Raw genomic sequence first — 13,860 nt, 5'->3', positions numbered from 1 at the left:
TTAGGTGTGGTAACTCAAATATAACACTACAAAGGGTAGACTTAAAGCTACCCTTTTTTATAAACAAAAAAATATTTCTCCGGACAACAGTGAATCAGGTTGGGAATGACGTACGTTACAATAATATTCAATTTGAGGCAGCTTTTCTTTTAGAAGAGAAGCTATAAATATTGCAGTAAACTTTCCAGTTTCATCCCTCTCGAACCTTTCAATAAAACTAAATGATCTTGAACAGGGTTTTCTTGCAAATATTGGACTGCCTCTGTTGGGGTTTCAAAAAACAGGCCTTTAATGGCATCTTTAAATGCATAAAAATCTTTTCCAATAAAAATTAACTGGCTCAAACCGCTTTCGCTGGCCTGTTTTGCAATTATTTTATGCTGGCCGTGAGATTCCGGACCTAATTCGAACATATCGCCCAAAATCGCAACCTTTTTATCGGCCGATAACACTGCGATATTTTGAAGTGCAGCGGTCATACTGCTTGGATTGGCATTATAAAAATCGCAGATGACCGTGTTTTTTTCGGTTTTGGTTAACTGCGACCGGTTGTTCTTCGGCTGATAGTTAGATAAACCGGAATTGATTTCATCAGGAGTCATGTCGAAGAAATCGCCGATACAGATTGCGGCAAGAATGTTTTCGAAATTGTAACTGCCTGTTAAATTGGTTTTTACCGACGATGAAACCTCATGGTTTGTCCAATCTACTTCGATAAAAGGATCGCTGCTTTTTAACGCGCCTTTAATGGTATTACCATTTTCTGTGCCATAATAAATGAGCTTGTTTAAGCCTGCCGCAGTACTCATCTCTATTAAATAAGGATTGTCTCTATTGATAAAAGTGTAACCATGGGTCTCTTTTAAATAGGCATAAAGCTCGGCTTTACCTTTTTTTACGCCTTCAAAGCCACCAAACCCGTCTAAATGCGCCATTCCAATATTGGTAATAATGCCGTGGGTGGGCTGGGCGATGGTACAAAGCATTTCTATTTCCTTTTGGTGATTTGCGCCCATTTCAATTACTGCAATTTGCACATCGGTAGTAATGGATAATATAGATAATGGAACGCCGATATGATTGTTTAAGTTGCCGAAAGTGGCAAATGTTTTATATCGTTCTGCCAAAACAGCATTTACCAGCTCTTTACTCGTTGTTTTACCATTGCTCCCGGTTAAGCCAATAACTGGGATATTAAGCTTTTTGCGATGATGGCGTGCCAGATCCTGCAAAGTGTTTAATACATTTTCTACTAACAGGCATTGACTGTTAGTAGCATACTCTTCTTCATCTATAACAGCATAAGCTGCTCCCTTTTCAATAGCTTGAGCAGCAAATTCGTTAGCATTAAAAAGATCTCCTTTAAGTGCAAAAAAAATACAATCAGGGGTAATGTTTCTGGTATCGGTAGAAATAATGTTGTGCTGTAAGTAATGCTGATAAAGGGTTTCTGTACTTGTCATTTTAAATAAATTGCGAAAGTAAAATTACGAATCAAGCCCAAATAAAGCACTCTTTTTCCAATCTTCATTATTTCTTCATCAATTTCCTTTCAAAAGGCGTTAATTTCATTGTTTATAAATGAATTGTGTCTGTTTTTAGCACCGCTTTTCGATCATTATTAACTAAACTAATTTATATCATGAAGAAACTACTACAAAGTTTGTTCATCCTGTTGTTATTTGCATCTGTTGCAATGGCACAAGAGAGAACCATTACGGGTACGGTTACCGCTAAAGAAGATGGTATGCCAATTCCCGGGGTAAGTATTAAGGTAATGGGCACCAATATAGGCGTGTCAACTGGGGCAGATGGGAAGTTTTCAGTGAAAACTTCATCAGGAGCAAAAAGCTTACAATTTTCATCTATCGGATTTTCAACGCAAACTGTTAATATCGGTGCTTCTAATGTAATTAATGTTGTACTGGTTACTGATTCTAAAGTTTTAGGTGAAGTGGTTGTTACGGCTTTAGGCATAAAAAGAGAGAAACGCACACTAACCTATTCTACTCAGGAAGTTAGTGGAGGTGCTTTGGTAGATGCAAAAGAAAATAACCTGGTTAATGCCTTGGCTGGTAAAGTGGCAGGTGTGCAGATTACAAACTCCAGCGGCGCAGCCGGAAGTTCTTCGAAAATTATAATTAGAGGTAGTACTTCATTAACTGGAGAAAATGGAGCGCTTTTTATTGTAGATGGCGTACCGATTGATAACACTGAAGCGGGTAATCCTGATGGTGCCTTAAGTGCCGGAGGAACAGCTAACCGTGCCATTGATATCGATCCAAATATTATAGAAAGTGTAACGATATTAAAAGGCTCAGCAGCAAGTGCATTATATGGCTCAGCAGCAGCGCGTGGCGTTGTTTTAATCACAACAAAAACAGGTAAAGGAAAACCTTCAATATCTTTGAGTTCAGGTATTACCTTTGATACCCCCATTTTGCCAGAGTTTCAAGATAAATATGCCCAGGGTAGTAATGGTGTATATGTTGACGGGAATAATGGTAAGCTAAGTTCATCTTCATGGGGACCACTTATAGACGGTTTAATGGTGAATGGACAGCCTGTACAGAAGCATGATCCTAGGAAAGAATTTTTCAAAACAGGTTTCACAACCGATAATACTTTAGCCGTAAATGGTTCAACAGATAACTCTACTTATCTGGTTTCTTATTCTTATCTAAAAACGAACGGAACTGTGCCTTCGACAGATTTTGGCAGGCACTCATTATTCACAAAATTTTCCAATAAAATTACAAAAGACATTACTTTTACCGGGCAGTTTAATTATATAAATTCTATAAATAATCGTTTAGCTGAAGGGAATGGCTTGGCTAGTCCGTATTGGACCGTCTATGCAGCTCCCATCTCATGGAATCCATTCCCAACGACAAATCCAGATGGCACACAGCGCGTTTACCGAGCTGCTAGAAATAACCCGTATTGGTTGGTCGATAATACAAAATTTACCTCAGCTGTTAACCGCTTTTTACCTGTACTTACAGTAAGTTATAATCCTTTGCCATGGTTAACCATAACAGAACGTGGTGGAGCTGATATCTATAATGATGCAAGTATCTACCATGAAGCACCAGGAATAGTAGGCGGTGAATCTGCAGATGGAAAGGTTTATGATCGTGAAATAAATTTTAAGCAGTTTAACAATGACATTATTGTTGAGGCTAAGAAGAATTTTAATGAAGATTGGTTCGGTAGCATAATAATTGGAAATAATATTTTGAGTAAATCTGTGAAAACGGTGTTTGACAAGGGAGTAGGTTTATCTGTAAGTGATTTTTATAGCATTAGTAATGCCTCAACTCAGATATCTAGCGTAACCAACTTGTTGAATAGAAAAATTGGTTATTATGCCCAATTAAATACCGAATATAAAAGGATGCTCTCTTTATCCTTGACAGGGCGCTACGATGGCACTTCTGTTTTGAGCCAGGATAAAAATTATTATCCATACGGTTCTGCTTCTGCCGCATTTATTTTTAGCGAACCACTTCATTTAGACGATAATCCAATATTAAATTTTGGTAAAGTTAGACTATCATATTCCTATGTAGGGAACGATAACGTATATCCTTATGCAACAAGCACCCCTTATTTACATCCTATAATTTCAAATATAGAGTTTCCTTACCAGGGTCAAAATGGCTTTTTATTAAGTAATACCTATGGTGATCCGAACCTGAAAAATGAAATTGTAAAAGAATTTGAGACAGGGCTTGAATTGAAAATGTTTAAAAGCAGGTTAAGCATGGAAGCTACTTATTTTGACAGGCGAAGTGTTGATTTGATTACAACAACTCCAATTTATCCGTCATCGGGTTTTAATGCAGCAACAATTAATGCCGCCAGTATGTATAATAAGGGTGTCGAATTAATCCTTAATGGTACACCAATTAAAACCAAAGATATTACCTGGAATATTGGGCTTAATTTCTCGAAAATTAAAAATGAAGTTACCGATTTAGGAGGCTTGGATAATATACAATTTGCCGGCTTTACGAACCCAGGTATTTTTGCCTTTAAAAACCAGCCTTATGGCGTAATATATGGTTCCAGGTACAAAAGAAACAATGATGGTAAACTATTGATAGATGATAACGGATATCCTGTTATCGATGATCAGTTAGGTGTAATCGGAAATACAGTACCGAAATGGAATGCGGGCTTAACCACAAGTTTCACTTATAAAGGATTGAGCTTGTCTGCTGTATTCGACATGAGGTATGGCGGTGATGTTTATAACTTAGATGGCCATTATTTAGATTTTTACGGGACAACCAAAAAGACTGAAGATAGAACGGCCACTACAGTTTTCGACGGAATTAGAGAAAGTGATGGGCAAGTAAATACAAAAGTTGTAAAGCTGGATCAGGGATATTACCAAAACAATGAAAGCGTTGTTGATGAAACAGGTGTAGAAGATGGTACTTATTATAAATTAAGACAGTTAACCTTAGCCTATAGCTTTAGTCCTTCACTTTTAAAGAAAACGCCATTTAAAGGCTTAAGTATCGCCGCGACTGGCAGAAACTTATGGGTATATGCTCCACATTATACAGGGTCAGACCCAGAAGTGAGTTTGTATGGAACAGCTAATGGAGCCAGTTTTACCAATTTCGTTACCCCAACAAATAGGAGCTATAATTTAGCAATAAAAGTAACCTTTTAATCTAAAAGAACATGAAAATTATATATTATTCAATAGCCACTATGTTACTGCTTTCTTTTAGCAGCTGTAAAAAATTCCTTGATGTTAATGAAGACCCTGATCATCCATTAAAAGTACAGGAATCGTTAATTTTAACCCCAGTCGAACTTTATACCACTACGCAAATTGCTGCTGGATATCCAACAGTTACTACATCATATTGGACACAGCAACTGGCGCTAAATCAAGAGTCGCCAAATATCGATACCTATCGCATTACCCCTACTGATGTAAACAATACCTGGAGCTTTGATCTTTATCCTGCTATTTTTTATAATTTGCGTACCATGATCAGTAATGCGGATAAGAAAAACAATACTAGTTATTCGGGGGTTGGAAAAATATTACTGGCCTATAACTTGGCCGTTTGTACTGATTTATGGGGCGATATACCTTACACACAGGCGTTTAATGCCTTGGATGGGCCTAAGCCAGTTTACGATTCGCAAGAAAGCATTTACAAGGTTATTCAAACCATGCTTGATGATGCCATTGTAAAGCTAAATACACCCAATACGAATAAAGCAATGGGGGCAGACGACCTCATTTATGGTGGGAATTTAGCTGCCTGGAAGAAATTTGCTTATACCCTTAAGGCAAGATATTATCTGCGTTTAAGTAAAGCCGCTGGTTACAATGCCGCGACTCAGGCTGACTTGGCACTTACGGCTCTTCAAAGTGGATTCGCCTCAAATGCAGATAATGCATCAATAACATATGCAGGTTCGGCAAAAGCAGAAAGTCCTTGGTATCAAAATACATTGCCGGGTGCTGGCGGCGTTGTTTTGTCTTCTTATTTGGTTAATATTTTAAAAGTAAATAACGACCCAAGGTTGCCAATTTTGGCAAACCCAGGTTCAGGTGGTGGCTATATTGGAAGAACAAGTGGTACAGCGGCGGCAACAGACCCAAGTACATACGCAACCGTAGGAACATTTTATGGCGGATATATTGATGGGAATGATAGTGGTTCAGCAGCTCCTGTATTCCTGGCTACTTATGCAGAAGCATTATTCATTAAAGCGGAGGCTACACTTTACAAATCTGGAGCTGCTGCGGCAACACCAATTTATAATAGTGCCATTGGAGCCCACATGGATATGCTAAAGATTGCTGCTGCAGACAAGGCTATTTATTTGGCCGCCCATGCAACACTTGATCCTTCAGTCCCTCTAAAAACAATAATTGGCGAAAAATACATTGCCGATTTTTTATCGCTCGAAGTGTATAACGATTGGCGTAGAACAGGGTATCCTGCTTTATCAGTGGTTCAAAATGCCTTTAAGCCTTATATTCCACAACGTTTTCCTTATCCATCTCAAGAAATCACTTCAAACCCGCAACCTCAGCAAAGTATAGCTACTTCTACTAAGGTCTGGTGGGCCAACTAAGTTTTTTAATCTTTTTTTAAAGGCAATCCGATTTTTGGGTTGCCTTTTTGGTTTTTGAGCCCCGTTATCTGTTTTTATAATAATTTAACCACAAAAATGATATGAATGAAGGTGTTCAAATCATATTTATTTTATGTATTATTGGTTAAACAATTATTTTTCATGAGATACGTCCTGTTTTGCATTGCTTTATTCATTAATCTAGGTGTTTATGGCCAAATACAAAGTCCCGATGATTTTTTGGGGTACCAGCTGGGTTCGCACTTTACCCCGCACCATAAAGTAGCCGATTATTTTAGACAAACTGCTGCGGCTTCAACCAGGAACATGAAACTGATAGAATATGGTAAAACCAATGAGGGTAGGCCATTAATGGTAGCCGTTGTTTCTTCGCCTGAGAACATAGCCAAGCTGGAACAGATCAGAAGTAACAATTTAGTTTTGGCAACAGGTACGAACAATAGTGTAGATTTAACAAATCAGCCTGCTATACTCTGGTTGAGTTATAATGTACATGGTAATGAGGCAAATTCTACAGAAACAGCTATGAAAATGCTTTATACGCTTGTGTCTGGTTCGAATAAACCAGCTACCGAGTGGTTAAAAAATACAGTGGTGGTGATTGATCCTTGTTTAAACCCCGATGGAAGAGATCGTTATGTGAATTATTTTAATAGTGTGGTGGGAAAAACACCCAATTCTGATCCATTGTCAAGAGAACACATCGAGCCATGGCCAGGCGGTAGACCAAATCATTATTATTTTGACTTAAACCGCGATTGGGCCTGGCAAACCCAAATCGAAAGTCAGCAAAGGTTAGCGCTATACAACCAATGGATGCCCCAGGTGCATGTCGATTTTCATGAGCAAAGTTATAATGAGCCTTACTATTTTGCGCCGGCGGCAGAGCCAGTTCACCAGGATATTACACCTTGGCAAAAAAGTTTCCAGGTGGTGGTAGGTAAGAACAATGCCAAATATTTTGATGCAGAAGGTTGGCAGTACTTCACCAAAGAGCGTTTCGATTTGCTATACCCCTCTTATGGTGATACTTATCCCTTATACAATGGATCAATAGGTATGACCTATGAACAGGGCGGAATCAGGGCCGGACTATCTGTGGTAACCAACGATGGAGATACCTTAACCTTAAAAGACCGTATTGCGCACCACTTTACAACAGGAATGTCGACCCTTGAAGTAACCTCTTTAAACCATAATAAATTATTAGAGGAGTATAAGAAATATTTCCAACAAGAATTGGCCAATAGTCCTGGCATTTATAAAAGTTATATTATAAAAGCGACTAATTTATCCCGCTTAAAAAAACTGGCTGAACTGCTAACTAAAAATAAAATCGAATTTGCTTTTGGTGGTGATAAAACGGGAAGAGGTTATGATTATGATACCCAAAAGGAAGAAAATTTTAGCATCGCCCGTAACGATTTAATTGTTAATATTCAGCAGCCAAGGGCCGTTTTGGCTAACGTTTTATTAGAGCCCCAAACCCTCGTAACCGATTCTAATACCTATGATATTACAGCTTGGGCCCTACCCTACGTTTACGGATTAAAGGGTTATGCCAGTAAAGAAAGTATTAAAGGGAAATATTCAGCAATTGAAGAGCCAAAGATAATCAGTAATGAACTTGAGAAGCCCCTAGCCTGGTTATTTAGCTGGGGAACAAGCGAAGATGTTCAGGTTTTAACGGCGCTGCAAAAGGAGAATATAAAGGTTAGACAGGCTGATCAGCCATTTTCTGTAAGTGGTAAAGATTATCCTGCCGGGACCCTAATTGTGTTGCGGGCAGAAAACGAAAGACTGATCAAAGGGATGAAGGATAAGGTTACTTCGATTACCAAAACCCTGAACAGGCCAATTCAGGCCATTAGCAGTGGTTTTGTAGAGAAGGGAAAGGATTTCGGTTCTAACGTTTACCCATTGTTAAAACAACCTAAAATTGCCATTGTATCTGGTGCTGAAGTTTCTTCTCTGGCTTTCGGCGAAGCCTGGTTTTTTCTTGAGCACGACTTAAATCTTTCACCGGTTATCATTAATGCTAAAGACCTGAATAACCTCGATATTAATAAAGTAAACACCCTGATTTTGCCGGATGGAAGTTACAGCCCTTTTATAGGCGATGGTTTAGCCGCTTGGCTAAATAAAGGAGGAAGATTGATTTTGATGGAAGATGCCATCGAAAGTGTATTCGAGAAAAAAGGATTTGATATTAAAAAGAAGGAAGCGCTTGTAAAAAAAGATGAAAAGCCAGAGGCAAACAAGCTTCTTTTCAAGGATAAGGACAGGGACGATTTCGAAACCACCATACCCGGTGCAATTTATCGGATCAATCTCGATGCCAGTCACCCGTTTTCTTACGGCTTGGGTAAAACCTATTACAGTTTAAAAACAGACCGGAAGATTTATGAACCTTTTGTTAAAGGCTGGAACGTGGGGTTAATTAACGATAAAAGCTTAATGGCAGGTGTAGTGGGCAAAAAAGCAAGGGAAGAGCTTAAAACCGGGCTCCTTATCGGTGTACAAGATTTCGGACGAGGCAAAGTCGTTTATCTGGCTAACGACCCCTTATTTAGAAACTTCTGGGAGGGCGGAAAAACCTTATTCGGGAATATCATTTTTTGTGGGTATTAAAAAATACCACCAAAGTCAATTTTATTCTCGCTTTTTAGCATAATTTTCTACTGCGGAAAATACTACTAGGTTAAACGTTTAATATGCTATAATAGCAAAATCTGTGATGCTAATTAGTTTTATTAGCACGGCCCATACCTCTAAATTGTAGCAGAAAATGTATTGAAAATGTGACCATAATCAGACATTAGATATGTCATTTAAGTGTCATTATGACTAGTATTTTAGTTAAATTTTGTTAAATTGTTACTCACCTCTATTATATTAGCGGTTTAAACAATTAATCATTAATTAACTTAAATTTCATGAAAAAACTTCTACAAAGTTTGTTCATACTTTTGTTTTTTGCATCTACCGCAATAGCTCAAGACAGAACAATTACTGGTACGGTAACATCTTCAGACGACAAACTGCCGATTCCTGGAGTAAGCGTAAGGGTAACAGGGACACAAATCGGAACCATTACAGACGCGAATGGTAAATACTCCGTTAAAGTTCCCTCGGGTTCGAAAACCTTAGATTTTTCTTTTATCGGTTATCTAGTTAAAAACCAGGTAATAACCGGATCAAACACAATTAATGTCACTTTAGAAGCTGATGCTAAAACTCTTTCAGATGTTGTGGTAGTGGGTTATGGTCAGCAGAGCAAAGCGCTTAGTACCCAAACTACGACCACAGTAAAAGCTGAGTCTTTTAAAAATATGCCAATTCAAACACCTCAGCAAGCTTTACAAGGACAGGCTGCGGGCGTTAATATGGTTAACTCTTCTGGCGTTTTAGGCTCTGAGGCTCAAATCACTATACGTGGTGGTTCATCAATTGCAGCTGGAGGTAGACCGTTGTACGTTGTAGATGGTGTTCCATTAAACTCGGCTGGTGGTGAATACACTCAAACTCAGGGTGGGTCTTCTGGTTTGAATCCTTTAATCAACATTAGCCCGAACGATATCGAAAGCATGACAGTTTTAAAGGATGCTTCTGCAGTTGCGATTTATGGATCGCGTGGTGCAAACGGCGTAATCTTAATCACTACTAAAAAAGGAGCTGCTGGTAAAACGAGAATCACCGCAGACTACCAAAATGGGTTTTCTTCTCCAACTTCCTTAGATGAAATGATGACTGCAGATCAGTTCCGTCAGTTCAGAACAGATTATCTTAAAGCAAACAACACAGCCGTACCTGCTTATCCAACTACAAGTTTCGACTGGATTGATGCAATTGTGCGTACTGGTAAATCAAATACCGTAAACGTAAATGCGACTGGTGGTGATGAGAAAACACAATTCTACTTAGGAGGAACTTATTCAGACGAAAGTGGTTATACCATTGGAAATAACCTGAAGCGTTTATCAGGAAGACTAAATCTGAATCATAAATTATCAGATAAGTTTACTGTTGGATTAAACTATAATCTTTCTCATGTAGATATGGATCGTATTGGTACTGAAAATAATACTTATGCGCCAATTACAGCTGGTTATCTGCAATTGCCTTATGTTACGCCTTACGGACCAGATGGTCAATTCCAAAATACAGGTTTCGTTGCCAATGTTATTGCAATTGCTGAAACAGGGATCAATAAAAACTATTCTGATAGAAGTACAGGAAATGCATTTTTAGACTGGAAGATTTTACCTGGATTAAAATTCAAAACAGATTGGGGTATTGATAACTATGCTATTGATGAAAAATACAGAGAAACAGATTTGTTAACTCCTGGAGGTTATGCGTATAGAACCCACTATACTGATAATAAATGGGTAAGTAGTAATACATTAAATTACGACAAGACCTTCGGTAAACATACTATTGGTGCATTAGCAGGTTATAGCTTTGAAACGGCTACATTGACTAAAATGATGGTTGAAGGTTCGGGTTTTGTGAGTGATGATCTTCCAAACGTGGGTTCGGCTTCTACACCAATCACAGCTTCTGAAGAAGTATTTGATTGGGCACTTCAGTCAGTATTCGGACGTTTTAACTATGATTTTGATAAAAAATATCTATTTGAAGCATCATTAAGAAGAGACGGTTCTTCAAGATTTGGTCAGAATAAAAAATACGGTACATTTTATGCTTTATCTGGGGGATGGTTAATTTCTAACGAAGCATTCTTTAATAAAGACAATAAGATTGCTCAAAATGTTAAGTTAACAGCAAGTTATGGTACTGCGGGTAACGACAATATTGGTTTCTATCAATATTATGGAACATTCTCAGCGGGATCAAACTACTTGGGTGAGGCCGGATTAACACCAAATGTGGTTCCTAACCCTAACTTGAGCTGGGAAGAAACTACACAGTTAGACATTGGTCTTTCTGCCAGATTATTCAAGGCCATTGATGTTCAGTTTAACTTTTACGACAAAAAGACTACAGGTTTATTGTTAAACGTTCCGTTCCCATATACTACTGGTTATGCATCTGCATCACAGAACGTAGGTAAGATGAGAAACAGAGGTTATGAGGTTACGATCAACTCGGATAATATTGTTGGTCGTGATTTCTCTTGGAGAACTTCATTCAACATCGGTTTCAACAAAAATACCGTGTTAGAGTTACCAGCTAACCCTGATGAAGATGGTCGTAATTTTGTATCAGGTGGTACGGCACAACGTGCAATTACCGGTTACTCTAAAAACTCTTTCTACTTAATCCGTTATAACGGAATTAATCCTCAAACAGGTAATGCGGAGTGGTTGAAAAAAGATGGTTCAGTAACTACTTCACCTCTTGCGTCTGACCGCGTAATTGTAGGAAAAGGTGACCCTGATTTCTCAGGAGGTATTACCAATACCTTTACCTATAAGAACTTCGATTTATCAGCTTTCTTTAACTTTAGTTATGGTAACGATGTTTATTTAGATGGTTTACAGTTTTCAGACAACTTTGGCACAGGCTCTTATAATAAAAGTGTTAAATTGTTAAATTATTGGAAACAACCAGGAGATAATGCTTTTGCTCCGGCGTTAAATAGTTCAACCAGAACAACTTTCCAGCAGGTGTCTACGAAACAATTATTGGATGGTTCATACATGCGTTTGAAAACGTTATCTGTTGGTTATAGTTTTCCTAAGGAGTTTTTACAAAGATCAAAACTTTTCTCTAGCATAAGACTTTATTTCCAAGGTCAAAATATCTGGACCATTAAGGATAAAGACTTCAGAGGTGATCCTGAGATTTCTGCGAATGGTGCTTCTAACCAGGTTCTTGGTCAGAGTTTCTTTGCTTTACCACAGGCAAAAACCTTTACTTTCGGTGTAAATATTGGCCTTTAAAAATTGAAAAGATGAAATTAAAATATTATATCATAACATCAGCCCTGGTATTATCGTTATTTGGGTGTAAGAAAGAATTGGAGAAATTACCACAACAAGATTTGTCTGATCAACTTGTTTTTAATTCTCCAGCAACAGCTCTAGGAGCTTTAAGAGGCGTGTACAGTACGGCTCAAACTTTTGACTTTTATGGAAGTTTACCACAAGTGATGGGTGACTACATGGGGAATAATGTTGATTTTGTAGGGACATTTCCAACTTTACAAGAGCTAAACACTTTCTCCAGTGTATCAACAAACGGAAATGTGGCTACGATGTGGCAGGTTCACTATCAGGTGATTACCCGTGCAAATACAGTTATCTTTAAGATCAATGATGTGCCTGGCCTATCAGCAGCAGAAAAATCGCAATACGCAGCTGAAGCGAAATTTTTACGCGCATTGGCTTATTTCCAATTGGCTAATTTCTTTGCTCAGCCTTATCAGGTAAACTCGGGAACAAATCTTGCTGTGCCTTTAGTTTTAGAATACTTTGACGGAACTATTAAGTATCCATCAAGAAATACTTTAAATCAGGTTCATGCACAGATTGTTCAAGATTTAACTGAAGCAGCAGCGGCCTTACCTCAATCATATACTGATGCCGCTGAAACCCGTGGCCGTGCAACCAAAGGCGCAGCTTTTGCGCTTTTATCAAGATTGTACTTATATAGAGAAGAATGGGCTAAAGCAGAAAGTGCAGCTAGAAGCACTTTGGCGCAGGGTATTTATGATACTGCACCAAACTATGCCTTCTATAGTGGTAATACTAGTGAAGATGTATTTACGATTCAAAACAGTGCTATTGATAACGGTAGAACAGGTTCTGGTGGTTGGGCTTCATACTACAATCCGGCAGCTTTAGGTGGACGTGGTGATGCACCTTTCTCTCAAGATTTAATTAATGCCTATACATCAGAGCCTGGCGATAAACGTTATAATTTAAAGATATCGGGAACTGCGGCAGATGGTTTACCTCACCTATTTACCTCTAAATTTCCAGATGCGGTAAACAATTCTGACAACTCACCTGTTATCCGTACAACAGAAGTGTATTTAAATCTCGCAGAAGCATTGGCTCGTCAAAATACAATACCAAATGCAGAGGCGATTACAATTTTGAATACCAGAATTAGAAATAGAGCAGGACTGCTTCCTAAAGCTGTAGCTACTCAACAAGCCCTGATTGATGCTTTGCTAATCGAAAGACGTAAAGAATTGGCTTTTGAAGGACATAGCAGAATGGACTTGCTTCGTAATAGACAAGCGCTTAGATCTGGTAATGCAGCAGCAGCGTTTGGCGGTGCTAAAACCATACTACCAATTCCTCAAAGAGAGATTGATAATAATCCTGGCTTACAAGGTCAACAAAATACAGGTTACTAAAAAAAACCTATAATTAAGATCAAGCGATATCATATTAAGTTATGATATCGCTTTTTTATTTTTAATTTTTGCCGAAGTATCATATACTTAAATACAAAATCACTTCATTCAGCCTATACTGATAATTATGCGATTTGTCTAATAGTAAGAATATTTAGTATACAACATAATGCTACTATTAAAAAGATGCCTATAATAATAGAAGACCTCTTTTAATGTTAACAAAATTTAATGTGTAAATTTTCATTGAAAAAACTGTGTTTTTTGGCACAGTTTTTTTATGTTTTTAATAGCGGCAATACGGCCTATAAACTGCAATTTTCGCTTATACAGGGATAAAATATGGCCATAACTGCCCATAATATTCTACATTTTGCGGAAGAACTCCC

At 38.1% G+C, this 13,860-nt stretch carries 6 protein-coding genes; 5 read left to right on the top strand and 1 reads right to left on the bottom strand.

Annotated features, from left to right (window positions below):
- Nucleotides 1–161 precede the first annotated feature (161 nt).
- Nucleotides 162–1,463 carry a UDP-N-acetylmuramoyl-tripeptide--D-alanyl-D-alanine ligase gene (murF, locus tag HDC90_RS20920; RefSeq protein ID WP_184469877.1) on the bottom strand — a complete coding sequence of 434 codons (1,302 nt, stop codon included), beginning with the start codon at nucleotides 1,461–1,463 and terminating at the stop codon, nucleotides 162–164.
- Nucleotides 1,464–1,642: 179 nt separating this feature from the next.
- On the opposite strand from murF, the gene HDC90_RS20915 reads away from it, so the two are divergent.
- The 5 genes from HDC90_RS20915 to HDC90_RS20895 all read left to right on the top strand — a co-directional run bounded on the left by HDC90_RS20915 (nucleotide 1,643) and on the right by HDC90_RS20895 (nucleotide 13,471).
- Nucleotides 1,643–4,687, top strand: a complete 3,045-nt coding sequence (locus HDC90_RS20915; RefSeq protein WP_184469875.1) for a SusC/RagA family TonB-linked outer membrane protein — start codon at nucleotides 1,643–1,645, stop codon at nucleotides 4,685–4,687.
- A gap of 11 nt (nucleotides 4,688–4,698) precedes the next feature.
- Entirely contained in the window at nucleotides 4,699–6,117 is a 1,419-nt protein-coding gene (locus tag HDC90_RS20910) for a SusD/RagB family nutrient-binding outer membrane lipoprotein (protein WP_184469873.1), read from the top strand.
- Between the two features lie 162 nt (nucleotides 6,118–6,279).
- Nucleotides 6,280–8,769: a M14 family metallopeptidase gene (locus HDC90_RS20905; RefSeq protein WP_184469871.1), complete on the top strand. Its 2,490-nt coding sequence runs from the start codon at nucleotides 6,280–6,282 to the stop codon at nucleotides 8,767–8,769.
- A gap of 305 nt (nucleotides 8,770–9,074) precedes the next feature.
- Nucleotides 9,075–12,047 (top strand): TonB-dependent receptor, encoded by a 2,973-nt coding sequence (locus HDC90_RS20900; protein ID WP_184469869.1) that lies wholly within the window; start codon nucleotides 9,075–9,077, stop codon nucleotides 12,045–12,047.
- A gap of 11 nt (nucleotides 12,048–12,058) precedes the next feature.
- Nucleotides 12,059–13,471, top strand: a complete 1,413-nt coding sequence (locus HDC90_RS20895; protein WP_184469867.1) for a RagB/SusD family nutrient uptake outer membrane protein — start codon at nucleotides 12,059–12,061, stop codon at nucleotides 13,469–13,471.
- The last annotated feature ends 389 nt before the right edge of the window (nucleotides 13,472–13,860 follow it).

Source organism: Pedobacter sp. AK013, from assembly GCF_014205835.1.
In the GTDB taxonomy this organism is placed as follows: Bacteria; Bacteroidota; Bacteroidia; order Sphingobacteriales; family Sphingobacteriaceae; genus Pedobacter.
This window is presented reverse-complemented; position numbering and strand designations above follow the sequence as displayed.

Bases quoted from the DNA above. Each gene is read 5' to 3' on its own strand.
- murF (WP_184469877.1), bottom strand. From the start codon at position 1,463: ATGACAAGTACAGAAACCCTTTATCAGCATTACTTACAGCACAACATT.
- HDC90_RS20915 (WP_184469875.1), top strand. From the start codon at position 1,643: ATGAAGAAACTACTACAAAGTTTGTTCATCCTGTTGTTATTTGCATCT.
- HDC90_RS20910 (WP_184469873.1), top strand. From the start codon at position 4,699: ATGAAAATTATATATTATTCAATAGCCACTATGTTACTGCTTTCTTTT.
- HDC90_RS20905 (WP_184469871.1), top strand. From the start codon at position 6,280: ATGAGATACGTCCTGTTTTGCATTGCTTTATTCATTAATCTAGGTGTT.
- HDC90_RS20900 (WP_184469869.1), top strand. From the start codon at position 9,075: ATGAAAAAACTTCTACAAAGTTTGTTCATACTTTTGTTTTTTGCATCT.
- HDC90_RS20895 (WP_184469867.1), top strand. From the start codon at position 12,059: ATGAAATTAAAATATTATATCATAACATCAGCCCTGGTATTATCGTTA.